18 protein-coding genes are annotated in these 17,603 nt (G+C 63.0%); 9 read left to right on the forward strand and 9 right to left on the reverse strand.

Annotated features, from left to right (window positions below):
- Positions 1 to 10: 10 nt before the first annotated feature.
- Complete coding sequence (locus SO140_RS13845; protein WP_449381148.1) at positions 11 to 304, forward strand: GYD domain-containing protein; 294 nt, start codon at positions 11 to 13, stop codon at positions 302 to 304.
- Positions 305 to 420: 116 nt separating this feature from the next.
- Here the strand turns inward: SO140_RS13845 and SO140_RS13850 are convergent, their stop codons facing one another.
- Positions 421 to 1,155, reverse strand: coding sequence for a hypothetical protein (locus SO140_RS13850; RefSeq protein ID WP_449381147.1), 735 nt, complete (start codon positions 1,153 to 1,155; stop codon positions 421 to 423).
- 468 nt (positions 1,156 to 1,623) lie between these two features.
- On the opposite strand from SO140_RS13850, the gene SO140_RS13855 reads away from it, so the two are divergent.
- The gene (locus tag SO140_RS13855; RefSeq protein WP_449381146.1) at positions 1,624 to 2,292 is read left to right on the forward strand and encodes a hypothetical protein; all 669 of its coding nucleotides are present in this window, start codon (positions 1,624 to 1,626) and stop codon (positions 2,290 to 2,292) included.
- A 29-nt stretch (positions 2,293 to 2,321) separates the two neighbouring features.
- Positions 2,322 to 3,374: a metallophosphoesterase family protein gene (locus tag SO140_RS13860; RefSeq protein WP_474799607.1), complete on the forward strand. Its 1,053-nt coding sequence runs from the start codon at positions 2,322 to 2,324 to the stop codon at positions 3,372 to 3,374.
- A 45-nt stretch (positions 3,375 to 3,419) separates the two neighbouring features.
- On the opposite strand, the gene SO140_RS13865 is transcribed toward SO140_RS13860, so the two are convergent.
- Positions 3,420 to 4,448 (reverse strand): alpha/beta hydrolase, encoded by a 1,029-nt coding sequence (locus SO140_RS13865; RefSeq protein ID WP_449381144.1) that lies wholly within the window; start codon positions 4,446 to 4,448, stop codon positions 3,420 to 3,422.
- A gap of 214 nt (positions 4,449 to 4,662) precedes the next feature.
- On the opposite strand from SO140_RS13865, the gene SO140_RS13870 reads away from it, so the two are divergent.
- Positions 4,663 to 5,262: a hypothetical protein gene (locus SO140_RS13870; RefSeq protein ID WP_449381143.1), complete on the forward strand. Its 600-nt coding sequence runs from the start codon at positions 4,663 to 4,665 to the stop codon at positions 5,260 to 5,262.
- Positions 5,263 to 5,416: 154 nt separating this feature from the next.
- Here SO140_RS13870 and SO140_RS13875 read toward each other — a convergent pair whose 3' ends face one another.
- Positions 5,417 to 5,632, reverse strand: a complete 216-nt coding sequence (locus tag SO140_RS13875; RefSeq protein ID WP_449381142.1) for a hypothetical protein — start codon at positions 5,630 to 5,632, stop codon at positions 5,417 to 5,419.
- A gap of 25 nt (positions 5,633 to 5,657) precedes the next feature.
- Positions 5,658 to 6,665, reverse strand: coding sequence for a 2-dehydropantoate 2-reductase (locus tag SO140_RS13880; RefSeq protein ID WP_449381141.1), 1,008 nt, complete (start codon positions 6,663 to 6,665; stop codon positions 5,658 to 5,660).
- Positions 6,666 to 6,857: 192 nt separating this feature from the next.
- Here SO140_RS13880 and SO140_RS13885 point away from each other — a divergent pair, with 192 nt between their 5' ends.
- Together SO140_RS13885 and SO140_RS13890 are read left to right on the forward strand one after the other, a co-directional pair.
- Complete coding sequence (locus tag SO140_RS13885) at positions 6,858 to 7,454, forward strand: YidB family protein (protein ID WP_449381140.1); 597 nt, start codon at positions 6,858 to 6,860, stop codon at positions 7,452 to 7,454.
- A 43-nt stretch (positions 7,455 to 7,497) separates the two neighbouring features.
- The gene (locus tag SO140_RS13890; protein ID WP_449381139.1) at positions 7,498 to 7,764 is read left to right on the forward strand and encodes a GlsB/YeaQ/YmgE family stress response membrane protein; all 267 of its coding nucleotides are present in this window, start codon (positions 7,498 to 7,500) and stop codon (positions 7,762 to 7,764) included.
- 186 nt (positions 7,765 to 7,950) lie between these two features.
- On the opposite strand, the gene SO140_RS13895 is transcribed toward SO140_RS13890, so the two are convergent.
- Positions 7,951 to 8,736: an SDR family NAD(P)-dependent oxidoreductase gene (locus SO140_RS13895; protein ID WP_449381138.1), complete on the reverse strand. Its 786-nt coding sequence runs from the start codon at positions 8,734 to 8,736 to the stop codon at positions 7,951 to 7,953.
- Between the two features lie 237 nt (positions 8,737 to 8,973).
- On the opposite strand from SO140_RS13895, the gene SO140_RS13900 reads away from it, so the two are divergent.
- From SO140_RS13900 to SO140_RS13910, 3 genes are all read left to right on the forward strand, one after another.
- Entirely contained in the window at positions 8,974 to 10,038 is a 1,065-nt protein-coding gene (locus tag SO140_RS13900) for an acyl-CoA dehydrogenase family protein (RefSeq protein WP_449381137.1), read from the forward strand.
- Positions 10,039 to 10,056: 18 nt separating this feature from the next.
- Complete coding sequence (locus tag SO140_RS13905) at positions 10,057 to 11,217, forward strand: acyl-CoA dehydrogenase family protein (RefSeq protein WP_449381136.1); 1,161 nt, start codon at positions 10,057 to 10,059, stop codon at positions 11,215 to 11,217.
- Between the two features lie 90 nt (positions 11,218 to 11,307).
- Positions 11,308 to 12,114, forward strand: a complete 807-nt coding sequence (locus SO140_RS13910) for an enoyl-CoA hydratase/isomerase family protein (RefSeq protein ID WP_449381135.1) — start codon at positions 11,308 to 11,310, stop codon at positions 12,112 to 12,114.
- A gap of 91 nt (positions 12,115 to 12,205) precedes the next feature.
- On the opposite strand, the gene SO140_RS13915 is transcribed toward SO140_RS13910, so the two are convergent.
- From SO140_RS13915 to SO140_RS13930, 4 genes are all read right to left on the reverse strand, one after another.
- Positions 12,206 to 14,320: an acetate--CoA ligase family protein gene (locus SO140_RS13915; RefSeq protein WP_449381134.1), complete on the reverse strand. Its 2,115-nt coding sequence runs from the start codon at positions 14,318 to 14,320 to the stop codon at positions 12,206 to 12,208.
- A 162-nt stretch (positions 14,321 to 14,482) separates the two neighbouring features.
- Complete coding sequence (locus SO140_RS13920) at positions 14,483 to 15,247, reverse strand: VOC family protein (RefSeq protein WP_449381133.1); 765 nt, start codon at positions 15,245 to 15,247, stop codon at positions 14,483 to 14,485.
- Positions 15,248 to 15,249: 2 nt separating this feature from the next.
- Positions 15,250 to 16,041: an enoyl-CoA hydratase gene (locus SO140_RS13925; RefSeq protein WP_449381132.1), complete on the reverse strand. Its 792-nt coding sequence runs from the start codon at positions 16,039 to 16,041 to the stop codon at positions 15,250 to 15,252.
- Positions 16,042 to 16,156: 115 nt separating this feature from the next.
- Complete coding sequence (locus SO140_RS13930; protein ID WP_449381131.1) at positions 16,157 to 17,368, reverse strand: ABC transporter substrate-binding protein; 1,212 nt, start codon at positions 17,366 to 17,368, stop codon at positions 16,157 to 16,159.
- Between the last annotated feature and the right edge of the window lie 235 nt (positions 17,369 to 17,603).

The following is a 17,603-nucleotide window of genomic DNA, read 5'->3' on the forward strand; positions in this document are numbered from 1 at the left end:
GAGGACGACCATGGTGGCCTATGTCGTGCTGGGAAACTTTACTGATCAGGGAATCCGGAACGTCAAGGATTCGCCGAAGCGGGCCGACGCATTCAAGGAAATGGCGAAGACATTCGGCGTGACCGTGAAGGAGCTGGTCTGGACGCAAGGGCGATATGACTTTGTGACCCTTCTCGAGGCTCCAGATGAGGCGGCGGCGATGTCGCTCAGCGTCAGTGTTGGCGCACTCGGCAATGTCCGCACGGAGACTCTACGCGCGTTTTCGGGCGCGGAAATGACCAAGATCGTCGGCAAGATCGCCTGACATCAGGTCCGTCGTGGGCGACACCTGACCGGGGACGACGAGCCCGGAGAGGCGACCTCATTGTCCGCAGGCGGCATGTGCCCGCGGCTTACCGATCCGCGGTGCAGTTCAACGTTCTATTTTACTGCAGACAGACGCACGGCGGCCAAGAGGCGGTCTTTGAACTCACCCTTCAAGGTAACGTGCACGCTGGACCATTTTCGACTCTTGAACTCGCAGCCGCCTCGTGGGCAATATTCCTTATCTCGATAGTCTCCGCTAACGACGCCAAACAGGGTCATTCGATGACCCAACAGACGAAACAGGGCGCTGCCTGATGCCCCAACTGTGAACTCGCAGTTCGTTTCAAACGTCCACCAATCCCTTACGTCGCGTATTTGGCACTCCTGTATCGTCTTGTTGAACGGCCCGTACTTGTCCGTCTTTCCTGTGGCTTCGATGTCATAACCGACAACCGCCAGGACACGCTCCAGCTCCATGAGAATTTCAGGCTGCTCATAGATTTCGTAAGGCCTCACTTCCGCGGGAAATTCGAGTTTTGCGACCGCCCAATCGCCGCTGACCGCTCTTGGTGCACTATCGAGGCATGTGCCCATCCATAGGGCTTCCGACAACGGAACAGTCCGCCTTTCCGCTCCCAAATAGTACTCGAATATACACTTGTCGGGCGGCGTTCGAAGCTTGCAATCGTCCCGAAACGCGTGAGCCGCCGTCGTGATCACGTCGCGCGCTCCGGTCACTTGGGCGCTGCTAGCTCCACCTGGGCATCGTAAGACTCCACTTGCCGCAAAACGGTCTCCGACCTCGTCTAAGGAGAAACCGTTGGCTTCTGCGTACGCCTCTTCCGTCATTCGCCGGCCTCCATCGGCCGAGGCAACGGTGACTAGCGTCTGCATGAGATGATTGTTGATGGCCTCATGGCCATTGTAAATGGAAGTTGACGCGCGGTCGGGACCAAGACGCCGGATCTCCAACGACCCAACCTCGTCGTTTCCAGAGACAAGCAGAAGGAAGACGCCAGGCAGGATGAATGCGCAATTCCTCATAATCACTTGAAGTAACCTCAGCATGAATGAACATCAGAAAGCTTTGACCGAAACAGGGGATTATGAAATCGCTTTCGAAACCAATAACGACCGGCTCGGTTTTTGCAATCCACAGCGACGATAGAGTTTTAGCCTACCGCGCCCGGTAGCCAGCCGAGATCGTCCGATATCACGGATGAGGCCAACCAGCTTTCAACGGCCCCAGAATATATGATTGGCGCAATAAACCTGCGGGAGTATACAGGACGCGGAACGCGCGAATGGTGAGTTGTCATGTTCTTGACCGACTTGCTTCCGACGCTCTTTGACGGCTTCGTTCTGCGCCTGACGCGTCGCCCCCTTCTGCCGATCGAGCGCGACGCCGTCCTCACGGCGCTTGTGAATTGCGTTGGCGAGTCCGTCATGCGCCGGGTACGGTCTGGATCGGAGCTGAACGCCTCCGGCGAGATCACTCAAATAAGCACGGCAGACCATTTCAGCGATGATTGGACCTCGAGAATGGAGATCGTTGAAGCGATCGAAAGGTCGAGTGGGCTCGGTCGCGAGTTATCCGAACTCGCTCTTTTCTTGATCGAAACCAGCCTGGACAAGCGCCTTGGGTCTGACGGGGACTCGATCGTGGAAATCGGTATGGTGCACATCGCTGAACCGCGGCCTCCGACTCCAGAGGTCGATATTGTCCAGCGGCTCCTGTCTGAATTGTCCAGCGTGACTGCGTCGCAGCTCGATCATTTCAGGCTTGCTTTGCCGGGATGGAGTGCTGCGCGAGAACGTACCCAACGACAGCTCGAAACGTTGCAGATCGTCGCAAGCTTCCGTGCTCCGTTGTCCTACAGCATCGTGCTGTCGGACGGACTTGCGTATAAGAAGAAGGTCATTTCTCGAGTGGACGTCGTGTTGGAACCACCACCGGAGAGCAGCGCCAGACTTCGTCCCGCTTAGCATTTGATCAGAGATTTGGGGCCGTAGGAATGACCATCGGCAGAATCGTTCAGCTTTCTGATTTCCATTTTGTCAGCCGTCTGACGCAGGAAAAAAGAGCATTTTACGAGAAAGGTCGCGCGAAATGCCATTCCTTTAGCCGCCTGGTCACGTTGGCGCGGCAGCTGGATCGACTGCAGCGCCTGGACGGCCGGCTTGACATCTTCCTGTGCACCGGAGACCTCTCGACCGACGGATCAGCCGGATCATTTGCCACTTGCCTGTCCTATATCGAGGACGCCGAGGTTGGTGCGGGGGCACCGAGGCAGGTCTACACGCTCGGACTGAATGCCGATGTGCAGCGGCGTCTTCTCCTGCCCGGCAACCACGATCGCTGGACTCGCAGCTGGGCAGGTTTTCAAGAACAGGGTGCCGCCTTTGAAAGAGCCTTTGGGCTTCCGTCCAACTACCCCTATGTGGTCGGCCTTCGCAGGCCAGGCACTGCGAACGAGCCGGACGAGCCGGCTGTTCTTTTCTTCGTCTTTGACTCGACGCCCGGAGCCTTTGCCCGATTCTGGTGGTGGAACCGGCTAGCGCGCGGCCGGGTCGAGCACGGCACGCTGGATGCGTTCATGAACCAAGCACGCGCGATCGAGGCCAGCGGCGTTGTTCGCAGCCTCGGCGGCGAGGAGTTGCACGTCCGCTATTCCAATTGCGTGAGGGTCGCGCTTCTGCATCATCACCCTTTCGACCGCCATCGTACCACGCTGATGGAGAACGCTGCCGAATTCAAAGAGTACTGTATCAAGGCCGGCATCCATATCGTGCTGTTCGGCCACGAGCACAAGGAGTTCCGGGCCCACGACTTCGGAGCGTCCGAGTTGGCACCGGACGCCAATCATCAGGTCATCTTCTTCTGCTGCCCGAGCGCATCCGAATATGCGTCGGAGCAAGGCTTCTACGAATTCGCGTTTGACGGCAATGGGTTCGATTTCACCTTCCACAAATGGCTGAACAGACAATTCGAACTTGGCGGTCTCGACGAAAACCGCTTCCTACGGAACGCTCCGCAGCGCTACCACTTCAGCCGTCCCCTCCAATGACGATGGCGCAGCGATCACCGGCGCGGACACCCGAACCTCGTACAGTCAACGATCTGCCGTGCAGCCCGGCAGATCGAACAATGCCGCGAGGCCGCACTTCGAGGTCAGCATCTTGTCGCCGTCATGGCCGACGCCCGCAACGTCGAACAGCTTGTGATTGGGCGTGCCGTGGTCGCGCCTGGCCATCGCGTCCGCATAGGCGTGGCCGCGGGCATAGCGATAGGGTCCTTGCGCGCGCGCCATGCAGCTCTTGTCCAGCGCCGGATGCTCGGGGTTGGTATCGAGCGTGCCGAGCAGATAAATCACCTCGCGCTCAACATAGCGCTGCTCGAGCGCGGCGGGCGTGGCGTCGCCGAGATAAGGCGGTCGTCCTTCCATGCCGTATTTCCAATTGTCGTAGCCGGCGCAGGAGGCGGCGATCGACGGATCGGGCCGCTCGCTGCTGAAATATGCATAGGATGACGGATTGGCGACGACGTAGCGCACCTCGATGTGCTGGCGCGACAGCGTCGCCTCGGCCCTGCCCGCGATCGCATAACGCTGCGCGACCTGGCCGCCGCCGGAATGACCGGCCACCACGACCTGCCTGAGATTCGGGAAGATGCGCCGATCGCCGAGCCTAGCGAGGATCGCATCGAGCGCCTCGAACGAGGAGGCCGGGTTCGGCGCGAGCGCGGCCTCGCCGCCCTCCCATCCTTCCAGCGACCAGCGCAGCGTCTCGTCGGGCAGCTTGTACGCATCGACATCGATCTGCGCCAGAAACTGTGGAACGATCATGATGGTGGCCCGGCCCTCGTCGCCGGCCGCCGCCTGCGCCGTCCGCGCCGACTTGTAATAGACATCGGCATTGCGCAAGCGCCCGTGCAGCACGATGACGGCGCGGGTGATCGACGGCAGGGGCAGCATCCAATCGCTGGAGAGATAAAGTGGCAGGACGCCCTGATCGCCAACCGCAAGGCGGGCATCGGCGACCGTCTTCACCGGCGCGCGGTTGGGCGCGTCCTCATCGGCGGCATTCGCGTGATACGACAACAGCGCCAACGCGACGGTTGCAATGAATGTCCGCCATCCCATCGCCAAAAATCCTCTCCACGCGAAGGCTTGACTTGAAGCCTCCTGCAATTCTAAGCGCATCACGTGCCATGCCGCTGTGCCCGACCGGCCACGTCAAGCAAAAAATGTCAGCAATGCAGCCATGAAAATGTCGGGTTCCACGGGTGACAAGTCGCTGGAAACAGGCGAAAATTCGATTGATTCAATTGACCTCCACAAAGATTGCATCCGTTGAGTGTCGTTCGTGATCGCTTCGCGTAGCGCGAGATTGTTGCTTGGCTTGATTGCGGGGCTCGCCCTGCTGATGCCCGCGCATGCCCACGCGCAATGGTGGAAGCGTGCGCCGGGCGATTTCGAGGAATGCGCCGATCGGGCCGAGAAATACGCAACCAAGCAGGAGAAGACGGCTGCGCTTGCCGAATGCAACGCCAAATTCGCCGGCCGCCGCAAGGCAGGAGGCGGATACACCTACTACGACTTCCTCCAGGATCGCAGCTTTGATATCGCCGGTCCCAATCCGACGCCGGAGGAACAGAAGAAGATCGACGAATCCTACGCCACCTATCTCGCCAATCAGCGCCGCGCCAATCTGGCTGCCGAAGCCGCCGCCAAACAGCAACAGCAGCAGCAACAGCAACAGCAGGAGCAAGTCCAGCAGGTCGCATTGCGCACCGAACCCGCGCGCGTGCCGGTTCCGGTCGAGCGGCCGAAGCAGCTGCGGCCGAAAGCATGCACCAAGGGCTTGTTCTCCTGCGAATGGCCGCGGCTGTCGGAAAGCTTGAACGAACTGAAGAAACTGTTCAGCCCGACGCCAAGCAAGCCGAAGAAGGGCTGACTGCCGCGTCTCCGCGCCGATGCCGTAGGGGGAAAGGCGCGCACTTCGCGCGCCGTGCCCACCATTCTTTCCAGGATTGCGCCAGAAGCGGTGGGCACGCTTCCATCCTCGCCCTTCGAGCAAGGATGGCTGCTTTGCCCACCCTACGACGCCATCAGTTCGTATGCTTCTTCCTTGAATGCTTGTGCGCGGTCGTCTGCCGACCGGCCGGCGCAACCGTCGTCGCCGTACCGCCAATCGCCGACCGGCTTTCCTGCAACCGCCTGTCATAGCCGGGCGACGGTGTGACGGTGGGTGGACGGGCTTGTGCAAGCGTGGATACACCGCAGAGCATCGCAGCTGCAATCGCCATCGTCGGAACAGGCTTCATCGGCACTCTCCGGTCGGCCCAATGCTCACGCACCGCCCCGGATCTGCTGCGGCGTCAGGCGCGGCGGGCCTTGCCCTGCGCTTTCTGCCTCCCTGATCAGCGCAGCAATGCGGCGGCACAGCGGCACGTCCACCCGATGCTGGTCCGCCAGCGCGATGATCGCCCCTTGCAGATAGTCGATCTCGGTCTTGCGGCCCTGCTTCAGGTCCTGCCACATCGAGGAGCGTGCCTCTGGGTCGATCTTCATGGTTCGCCCGAGGATCACGTTGAAGATCATGTCGGGCAGTCGCAGCAGCGTCGGCGTCCAGCGCGGCGGAATCGGCGTCGCCGACACCGGGTTGATCCCCGCCGCCGTCATCGCCGCGAGCCCCTCGGCCATCTGGTCCGCAAACAATCTTCGCCAATCCCGGCTCGCAAGCTGCGCGGCAAGCGGCATGTCGGACAACGCGCTCAGCGCGTTGTTCAGATTGATGATCAGCTTGCCCCACTGCACGCCGGCGATATCGGGGCTCGCGCGCATCGCAAGGCCCGGCACCGACAACCTCGCAGCCGTATCGGCCTCATCCTTCTCGACATGAATGTCGCCAGAGGTCGAACGGTGGAAGCGTCCCTCGCCCATTGCGATCACGTTGAACGGCACCATGCCCGCGAGCACGCGCCGCCCCGGCAGTCTATGGCGCAAGATTCCCACATTGCCGACGCCGTTCTGCAAGGAAACGATGACGGCATCCTCCGATGCGTGCCGGGCGATCAGCTCGGCGACTTCGGCCGTGTCGGCACTCTTCACCGTCACCAGAACCACGCCAACACTGTGAAAAATCGATGCATCTTCCGACAGCGCGAGCTGTCCTGCCGAGAGCCGCCGCTCAGCGCCGTCGAAATCGGTCAGGCGCAGGCCGAACCGTTCGATTTCGGTCTTCACCCGCGGCCGCACCAGGAGCGCGACGCGGCGGCCGGCGGCAGCGAGCATGCCGCCGACGAAGCAGCCGATGGCCCCCGCGCCTGCAACGGCGATCGGTCGATCCGTCACCACTTACTCTCTGCTCCCCAAACAGCTTGCCGCTTTCGACAGCGGCGTTGACCGTACTTGCGCTTGACCGGACCTTCGATAGCAAAGGCCGCACCGCTTGCCCATCGTCCCCTGCGGTTGCGGTGCGACCGCCTTGTAACCGTCATGAGAGCCTCATATGTTTTCGCCCCGGGGCATGTTCAGCGGGAGAGCACCATGGGTCTACTCGACGTCCTCAACGGCATGCAGAACGGCCCGCGTGGCCCCAGCACGCCGAGCTCGCAAGAATCGTCCTCCGGCGGCATGTCGCCGATGAGCATGGCAATCCTTGGTCTGTTGGCGTGGAAAGCGTTCAAGCATTTCACCGCTGGCCAACCCGAGGCCGCGCCGCGATCGTCACCGTTGCCCCCGCCCACGCAGGCGAATGCGGGCGGCGGAGCGCTTCCGGGCGGCGCACCCGGCGGCGGGGGGCTCAGCGATGTGCTCAAGGGCGGCCTCGGCGGCCTGCTCGCGGGCGGTGCCGCCGGGAGCGTGCTCAGCGGCGGGCTCGGCGACCTCCTCAACCAGCTCCAGCAAGGCGGCCATGGCGAAACGGCGAATTCATGGGTCGGCAAGGGTGAGAACAAGCCGATCGCACCGGGCGATCTCGCCAATGCGCTCGGCGCCGACCAGATCCAGAGTCTGTCGGCCCAGAGCGGCCTGTCGCGCGACGAGCTCCTGTCCGGTCTCAGCCAGTATCTGCCGAAGGTAGTCGATCACCTGACGCCCGACGGACGGCTGCCGACCGAGAACGAGCTGTCGGACAGGATCTGATCGAGCTCCGATTTCAGTCGTATCAAAGCTGGGAGTTGCGAACATGGGCGGGATTATCTGGGTCATCATCGTCGGTTTCATCGCCGGCCTCATCGCGCGCTGGCTGATGCCGGGACCGAAAAATCCGCAGGGCTTTATCCTCACCACCGTTCTCGGCATCGTCGGCGCGTTTCTCGCAACGTTTGTCGGCCAGGCCATCGGCCATTACAGCCTGGACCAGGGTGCCGGCTTCATCACCGCCACGATCGGCGCGGTGGTGGTGCTGTTCATCTGGCACCGCCTGGTGGCGAGCGGCGTGATCAAGGGGTAACGGCGTAAGCCGTCGCGAGCGGAAACAACGGGCCCTCGCTACTCCGGTCGTCATGCCCCGGCTTGACCGGGGCATCGAGTACGGCGCGGCTTCTCCGCATGCGATTGACGTCTCTGGAACACTGGATCACCCGCGGGTGATGACAGCGAGGAATTTGCGCCGGCCATAAACGCGCAATGACATCCCTCACGAAATCAAATGCGCCCCGGCATCCATGCGCACGATCTCGCCGGTCATATTGCTGGAGGCCGGCGTCGCGAGGAAGCAGACGAGCTGCGCGATGTCGTCCGCGCTTGAGGCGACCTTGAGCGGGACCTTCGCGACCACGTTGTCGCGCACCTGCTTGGCTGCATCCTCGCCACGGCCCTTGGTGAACCAGGGCGTGTCGATATAGCCGGGGCAAACCGTGTTGACGCGGATGAGCGGCGCAAGCGCGCGCGCCAGCGAGAGCGTGATGGTATTGAGCGCGCCCTTGCTCGCGGCATAGGCGATCGAGGAGCCGACGCCGCTGATGCCGGCAACCGAGGAGACGTTCACCACCGTTGACGCCCGCCCCGAGGCGTTCGCGCCAGCCTCGAGCAGCTTACGCGCCGCGCGCACCATCTGGAACGGACCGATGGTATTGACGCCGTAGAGCCGTTGAAAATCTTCCGCCGACAAACCATCGAGATTGGAATGAGCGACGTGCTTGGTCGTGCCAGCATTGTTGACGAGCACATCGAGCCGGCCCCAGGCCTCCGCCGCCGCGACGATCCCGCGGCAGTCCTCGTCGCGTGAGACGTCCCCCTGTGCGATCACGACCTCGGCCGCGCCTGCCTTGCGGCAGGCTTCCGCCGTCGCCTCGGCTTCCTTCTGACTCGACGAATAGTTGATGACGAGTCGCGCGCCGCCGCGCGCGAAAATTTCCGCGGTTGCAGCTCCAAGACCGGATGCGGACCCCGTCACGATTGCGCACAAGCCGTCCTTTGCCATCCGGTTATCCTCTCTTGTTCTGAATGCCAGCGTTCCTGTTTAGCGAGTTTGCGGATGGCTGCAAATCGACCAAACTCCGCAAAGCGGAATTAGTCCTTTTGCCCATGCCCGCGCCGCAGGCGGACCTGCGATCAACGCTTGTCAGGGCCGTGGCTTTTTCCGATCATCGGGCGCAAGAAGAGGCCTGCGCACCGCTCGAAAAGACGGACGCGCCAATGGCAAGACACGGGGAACGCTGTGGCGGAGAGTGACAACATCGTCGTCGAGACCGCGGAGAAAATCTTCGCCGATCTCGGCGATCCGCAAACCATCAACAACGACAAGAAGGACGCGTGGAAAGCGCCGCTGTGGCAGGCCCTGAGCGAGGCCGGACTGCCTTTGGCCTGGGTGCCGGAGGATCTTGGCGGCTCGGGCGCGAGTCTTGCCGACGGCTTTGCGCTGCTCAACGCGGCGGGACGCTTTGCAATCGCGGTTCCCCTGGCCGAAACCATGCTCGCCGGCTGGCTGCTCGCGCAGGCGAAGATCGCTTCCCCCGAGGGCGAGATGACGGTGCTGCCGGCAAGCCCGAAGGACCGCATCACCCTCAATCCCGACGGCTTGCTCTCAGGACGCGTCCGCGGCGTGCCGTTTGCAAAGACGGCAAGACATCTTGCGGTGCTGGCACACGGCGCAAGCGGCGTGTCGATCGCGCTGGTCGATGCCGGCAAGGCTAAGGTCGAAGCCGGGCTCAATGTCGGCTACGACGACAGCGATATCGTGACGCTCGACAAGGTGGCGCCGATCACCGTCAAGCTCGCGCCAAAGCACCTTGACCAGGCTACGGTGATGCTGATGGGCGGGGTGGCGCGCAGCCTCCAGATCGCCGGCGCGCTGGAATCCATGCTCGACATTTCCGTGCGCTACTCCAATGAGCGCGTCGCTTTCGAAAAGAAGATCTCCAAATTCCAGGCGGTGCAACACAACCTGGCAAGACTTGCCGGCGAATCCGCAGCAGCGCTCGCCGCTGCGACCTCCGCCGCCGATGCCATCGCGAGCGCGACAGCCTTCAACGATGAGATCTATCTCGAAGCCGCTTCCGCAAAAATCCGCTGCGCGGAAGCTGCCGAGAAGGGCGGCGCCATCGCGCATCAGGTGCACGGCGCGATCGGCTTCACCATCGAGCACATCCTGCATCGCTACTCGCTGCGGGCGCTGGCCTGGCGCGACGATTTCGGCTCGGAGAGCTATTGGGCCGTCGAGCTCGGCAAGCTCGTTGCAAACCGTGGCGCCGATGAATTGTGGCCGCTGGTGGCGTCACGCTGAGTTGAGGGAACGAGACATATGACCGCTGCCCTCCGTTTCGATCCGATCCGCCTGCCGCCCAAATGCGAGGAACTGCGCAAGGAAGTGCGCGCTTTCCTTGCCGAAGAAATGGCCCGCGGCACATTCAACCCGTTCAAGCCGAATCGCGAGGACACCGACGTGCCGGAATTTTCCCGCCGCGTCGGCGAACGCGGCTGGATCGGCATCACCTGGCCGAAGAAATACGGCGGCCATGAGCGCTCCTTCCTCGAGCGTTACGTGGTCACGGAAGAGATGCGCGTTGCGAATGCGCCGACGCGTCGCTTCTTCGTCGCCGACCGCCAGAGCGGACCGATCCTGCTCAAATACGCGCCAGAGCACATCAAGATGGAGATCCTGCCGCGCATCTGCCGCGGCGAATTGTGCTTCGCCATCGGCATGAGCGAACCGAACTCCGGCTCCGACCTGTTCGCAGCAAAGACGCGGGCGACCAGGACGGACGGCGGCTATCTCATCAACGGCACCAAGATCTGGACTTCGTCGGCGCATATCGCGGACTACATGATCGCGATCTTCCGCACCTCGCAGCCGACCAAGGAAAACCGCCGTCACGGCCTGACGCAGTTCCTGGTCAAGATGAAGCAGCCGGGCATCAAGGTGAACCCGATCGGCCAGATCACCGGCCAGTACGAGTTCAACGAGGTCGTCTTCACCGACTATTTCATTCCGGATGATCACGTGCTGGGCGAAGTCGACGGCGCCTGGAAGCAGGCGACATCCGAGCTGGCCTACGAGCGCTCGGGTCCGGAACGCTTCCTCGAAACCTATTACGTGCTGACCGAGCTGGTGCGCGCGGTCGGCAACGATCCGGATAACCGCAGCGCCGAAGGCATCGGCCGCCTCGTTGCGCAGCTTCACACCATGCGGCGCATGTCGGTTTCCGTTGCCGGCATGTTGCAGGCCGGCAAGGAGCCGGTGGTCGAAGCCTCCATCGTCAAGGACATCGGCACCGTGTGGGAGCAGCAGCTGCCGCATCGCGTGCGCGATCTCGCCGCCTTCGTCGAGGAGACTGCGAGCAATCGCGAGACGCTGGAGCGGCAGCTCGATTTCGCCATCAAGACCGCGCCGAAACTCACCATCCAGGGCGGCACCACCGAGGTGCTCCGAGGCATCATCGCCCGTGGACTTGGTCTGCGCTAACAGTGATGAACTCGAAGCCTCGGCCACACGCTCCGGTCACCTCTCCCTATGGGAGAGGTGGTTCTTCGCTACTGAGATACTGGAGGTAAAATGAGCAGCTACAAGGATATCGGCGTCGAGAAGGTCGGGCATGTCGGCACCATCGAGATCCGCCGCCCGCCGCTCAACTTCTTCGACATCTCCCTGATCAACCAGATCGCGGACGCGCTCGACGAGTTCGATTCTGACATCGAGATCCGCGCCTCCGTGCTCTCGGCGCAGGGCAAGGCATTCTGCGCCGGCGCCAATTTCAACGACCCGGCGCGGCAGGAGCAGGAGGCGCGCGCGGCGAAAGGCGATCCGGCCGATAGCCTCGGGCCGATCAACCATCTCTACATCCAGGCCGTGCGCATCTTCCGCGCCAGGAAGCCGATCGTCGCCGCCGTGCATGGCGCAGCCATCGGTGGCGGGCTCGGGCTCGCAGTGTCGGCAGATTTTCGCGTCACCTGCCCGGAGGCGCGCTTCTCCGCGAACTTCACAAAGCTCGGCTTCCACCCGGGCTTCGGCCTGACAGTCACGCTGGCCGAGCTGATCGGCAAGAACAATGCCGAGCTGATGTTCTACACCAGCCGCCGTGTCACCGGCGAAGAGGCTTATAAATGGGGCCTCGCCAACGAGCTGGTGCCGCAGGACCAGGTGAAGGCAGCCGCTTTGAGACTCGCCGGCGAGATCGCCGAGTGCTCCCCGCTCGGCCTCGTCTCCACGCGCGCCACGATGCGCGCAGGACTGGCCGACCGTGTCATGGCCGCCACGAACCACGAGCTCGCCGAGCAGACGAGGTTGCGGGCGACGGAGGACTTCAAGGAAGGCGTGAAGGCGACCGAAGAACGGCGCGTGGCGAATTTCAGGGGACGGTGACTGCGGCGACGTTTCGTCGTATCGACGGCGTCCCCACAACTTCTCCTGTCATCGCGGCGAAGGCCGGGACGACAGCGTTGTTTGCAGCCAGCTATTTCCGCCCCACGACCAGTGCATCCACAATCGTCAGGCCTTGCCCTTCCGGATGCACCAGCACCGGATTGAGCTCGATCTCCGCAATCTCCCTAATATGCCGCGCGGCGAGGATGGAGATGTCGGCTATCAACTGCGCAAGCCCCGCGACATCCGCCTTGGCAGCGCCACGAAACCCGTTCAGCAGCGGCACCGCCTTGAGCGCGGCCAGCATCGCGTCGGCCTCATCCGCGCTCACCGGCGCCGTGCGGTAGATCACGTCGCGAAACAACTCGGTCGTGATACCACCGAGGCCCACCATCACCATCGGACCGAAAGTCTGATCCGTCATCGTACCGACGATGATCTCGACGCCCTTCTTCGCCAAGGGTGCGAGCAGCACGCCCTGAACCGCAGCATCCGGCCGATGCTTGCGCGCATTGTTCAGGAGCTGCTCGAACGCCAGAAACACCTCGCCCTTGGTCGTGATGTTCACCCGCACGCCGCCGACCTCACTCTTGTGCGGGATGTCCGGCGACTGGATCTTCATCACCAGCGGAAAGCCGACCTGCGCGATCGCCTCGTCGAGGCCGCTCTTCTCGACGACGAGCACCTCGTTTGGCAGCGCGATGCCAGCCGCACGAAGCAGAGCCTTGCTGTCGGCTTCGGACAGGGCGGGCGATTTCAAGAATGCCGAGAGATCGCGTGGCGGAAGCCGCATCTCTTCCGCAGGCCTGGGCAGATCGAACGCTGCGAAGTCCACGAGCTGCCGCAGCGCGACGCCGACATGGGTAAGGCCCGACAGCACGACGACGCCGGACTTGGCAAGCTCTCGCCGCGCGAAATCCGACGGCAGCGTGTAGGAAAAGAACACGACCGGTTTTTTCTGCGCCGCCAGCACCGGCTTCAGCTCCGCCTCCTTGAAAGGCATCCGCACCTCGCTCGACAGCGACAGCATCACCAGGATCGCGTCGACCTCGTCGGACACGCTGAGCAGATCGACGCTTCGTTGCAGGCCGCCCGAGGTCACGCCCTGGGCGGTGACATCGATCGGGTTGCGCGCCGTGCCGTATGACGGCATCAGGGTCCTGATCTCCGCCTGGATCGGCTCGGAGAGCTCCGGGACCTGCAAACCCTTGAGCGCCACCGCATCCGTGCCCCAGATGCCGGCGCCGCCGGACACGGTGACCACGGCAACCCGATCGCCCCTGGGCAGCGGATTGCTCGCCAGCACCGCGGCGATCGTGAGCGCCTCGTCGAGGTCCCCGGAGACGATGAAGCCGTACTTCGCGAACACCGCATCATAGGCCGCGGACCAGCCGGCCATGCTCGCGGTGTGCGACGCCGCCGCACGCTCGCCCGCACCGCTGCGGCCGACCTTGGTCACGACGACGGGCTTCTTCAGCTCGGCGGCACGCCGCGCTGCTGCCAAGAATTTCTCGACGTCGCGGATGCCCTCGATGAACAGCAGGATCACGTCGGTCGACGCGTCCTGCACCAGGTAGTCCAGAAACTCGCCGGCTCCGAGATCGGATTCGTTGCCGGTAGAGACGACGTAGCTTACTGCAACGCCGAGCGCCTTGGCGCGATTGTAATAGGCAAAGCCGATGCCGCCGCTTTGCGCGACGATGCCGATCCGTCGCGTGGTCGCAACCAACGGCGCCATGCCGGGCTTGACGTCGACGGCCGGACTGAACGTCGCCGCCACGTGCTGAACCTGGCTGAAAAAGCCTTCGGCGTTCGGGCCGGAGATGCGCATGCCAGTGCGCCTTGCCAGATCAGCGATTGCCTCCTGCATCGCGGCGCTGCCGCCGCCCTCCTCCGCAAAACCGGAGGAGATGATGACGGCGTTCTTCACGCCGGCGGCAGCGCATTGCTCGAGCGCGGTCAGCACTGCGCGCGCCGGAATGATGACGACGGCGAGATCGATCGGCGCGCCGATGTCCGCGATCGCCTTGTAGCAGGCGAGCCCGTCGATCTCTGCGTAGTTCGGGTTCACCGGATAGATTTGCCCGGGATACTCGTTCTTGCGCAGCATCGACAGCAGCCGCCCCGGAATCTTGTCGTGATCGCGGGAGGCGCCGATCAGCGCGATGCTTGCGGGCGCGAAGAAGCTGTCGAGCGGATGCGGCATGGGGGTATGTATCTCTCTGCTCGTGTTCAACCTATCCCCGTCATGGCCGGGCTTGTCCCGGCCATCCACGCCTCGCCTCACGCGCCAGCTTCTCGGGTCAGGAACGTGGATGCCCGGGACGAGCCCGGGCATGACGACCCAACGGGCAAATGTGCCAACTGCTCAAGCGCTGAGTCGGAACGTCACCCCACCCAACAGAAACTCATTCCCCGCCACTGCGAGCCCCTTCGCCCTTGCCGCATGAAGCACGCTTGCGACATCGGCCACCCTGAACTCCAGCGCGCTCATGATCTCAGCTCCACCCTTGACGAAGCGGAAGCTCGCGTTAGGCAGCTTCAGCTCGGTCTCGCCGCCCTCTGCCTTGCTCGGCGCGACGCCGATCAGCTTGCCCCAATGCTCGGCCAGGCCTTGCGGATCCGGGCTCTGCATCTCGACCGCCGATAGCGCCTGCGTCACGTCCTTGCGGATGAACTTTTGCCAGTCCGGCCCGGCGGGCGGATAGGGCCCCAAGACATCATCGCTGCCCTTGGTGTGGTTGAACTCGATGAAGGCGGCGCGGCAATCGCGGGGATGCAGTTGCACGCCGTGATAGGGCGGATGATCGATGACGTTCGCGGTGCGTACGCCCATTGCATTCGCGTTGCGGCCGCGCGCGTCCGGGTCGTCACAGCAGAAGATTGCCATATAGCCGCCGCGACCGCCGGTCTTGGCGATGAAGCGACCGGCTGCGGTGCCGTCCCTGGACGGCGCCACCACCTCCAGCAGGATCGTGTCGACCGGCAGCAGCGCGTTCTCCAGGCCATACTTCGCGACATTGGCGTCGCGATAGCAGACGGAAAGGCCCATGATGCCCGCGATATCTGAGATCACGGGCTCGAGCTGCGGCGCGACCAGGCAGATCTGCCGCAAGCGCATATAGGGCGCCATGGTCAGGCGCCCTTGAAGGTGGGTTTCCGCTTCTCGACAAACGCCTTTGCGGCTTCCTTGTGGTCCTCTGTATCGCCACAGCGGGTGTGATGAATGGCTTCGCCGTCGAAGCAATCCTCGAGCGGCAGGTGCTCGGCATTGTTGATGTTGCGCTTGATATAGCCGAGCGCGATCGAGGGGCCCTGCGCCAGCGACAGCGCGAGCTCGTGCGCGGTGGCGTCGATCTCGGCGTCAGGCACCACTTTCGTCACCATCCCGATCGCCTGCGCCTCCTTCGCACTCAGGACCGGCGACATCAGATAGAGCTCGCGCGCCCGTGCGCTGCCGATGAGTTGGGTAAGGAAATAGGTGCCGCCATAATCGCCGGAAAAGCCGACCTTTGCGAAGGCGGTGGTGATCTTGCAGGACTCGCTGGCGATGCGCAGATCGCAGGACAGCGCCATTGAGAGACCCGCACCGGCCGCGGCGCCATCGAGCTGCGCCACCACGGGCTTGGGCATCTGGTGCAGGATGCGCGAGACCTCCATGCCGCGGCGCAGGTTCGCGAGCTTGGTCTCGAAAGGCAGCGGCGCGCGCCCCTCGGCCATCGACTTGACGTCGCCGCCGACGCAGAAGCTGCCGCCTGCGCCCTTGAACAGCACCGCGCGCACATCCGGATCATCGGCCGCGCGCCGCGCCGCCTCCACCAGCCCGCTCACCATGTCGGGGTTGAGCGCATTCTTGCGCTCGGGACGGTTCATGGTGATGGTGAGCAGCCCGCCTTCGAGCTTTTGCAGGACCATGTCGTTGCTCATGGATGTTTGCCTTTCTTCTATGGCACCACTCTCTCACATCGTCGTTCCGGGGCGCGCCACTTGGCGCGAGCCCGGGATGACGATCTGTTGTTGGACTCGCTCCTCGCAATGAGTGCTATTTCTTCACCAGCGGACAGCGTGACTGCTCGAGCGACTGGAACGCCTCGTTGCCGGGCACGGTGGCGAGCAGCTTGTAGTCGTCCCAGCGTCCTTTGGACTCCGACGGCTTCTTGACCTCGAACAGGTACATGTCGTGCACCATGCGGCCGTCGTCACGGATCTTGCCATCATGCGCGAAGAAGTCGTTGATCGGCGTCCCCTTCATCACCTTCATGACCGCGGCAGCATCGGTGGTGCCGGCCGCCTTCACGGCTTTCAGATAATGCGTGACCGAGGAATACACGCCGGCTTGCGCCGAGGTCGGCGGCCGCTTCACGCGCTCCATGAAGCGCTTTGAGAAAGCGCGCGTCTCGTCGTTCATGTCCCAGTAGAAGGCTTCCGCCAGCAGCAGGCCCTGCGCGGTTTCCAGCCCGATCGAATCGATGTCGGTAACGAAGGCGAGCAGCGGTGAGATCTTCTGGCCGCCCTTCATGATGCCGAACTCCGACGACTGCTTGATGGCGTTGACGGTATCGCCGCCGGCGTTGGCAAGTCCGATCACCTTGGCCTTGGAGGCCTGCGCCTGAAGCAGGAAGGACGAGAAGTCGGACGTGTTGAGGGGGTGACGGACATTGCCCAGCACCTTGCCGCCGGCCTTCACCACGACATTGCTGGTGTCCTTCTCCAGGTCCTGGCCGAACGCGTAATCGGCGGTGAGGAAGAACCAGGTGTCGAGACCGGACTTCACGGCCGCAAGGCCGGTCGTGTTGGCCTGCGCAAAGGTGTCGAAGACGTAATGCACGGTATAGGGACCGCAGGCCTCGTTGGTCAGCCGGATCGAGCCGGGCCCGTTGAAGATGACGATCTTGTTGCGCGCCTTCGCGATCTCGCCGGCGGCAAGCGCGGTGGCTGAGGCCGCGACGTCGTAGATCATCTCGACGCCCTGGTTGTCGATCATGTCGCGGGCGATGTTGGCGGCAAGGTCCGCCTTGTTGAGATGATCGGCCGCGAGGATCTCGATCTTGCGGCCCAACACCTCGCCGCCGAAATCCTCCGCCGCCATCCTGGCCGCCATTTCGCTGCCGGAGCCGGTGATGTCGGCGTAGAGGCTCGACATGTCGAGAATGCCGCCGAGCTTGAGAGGCGGCTTGTCTTGGGCTTTGTCCTGGGCTTGAACTGTGCTGGCGACCAACGCCGCGACAAAAATGCCCGACAAAATCCTCTTCATCGAAAACCTCCCTTGTCGCGCCGTACTCTGATGGTGGCTTGGTTGTTAGTATTCGCGCGATCATGCAGCATGCGTAAGGGTGCAGCAAGCGCGGCCGCGTCGCGAGGAAAAACGTTTGTTTTCCGCAAAGCGGAATGGCGCTTGGGCCGCAGATGCCTCCACATGGTCGTTGCGAGCGCAGCGAAGCAATCCAGAATCCCGCCGCGGCAAGACTCTGGATTGCTTCGCTGCGCTC

Source organism: Bradyrhizobium sp. UFLA05-108 (assembly GCF_059803455.1).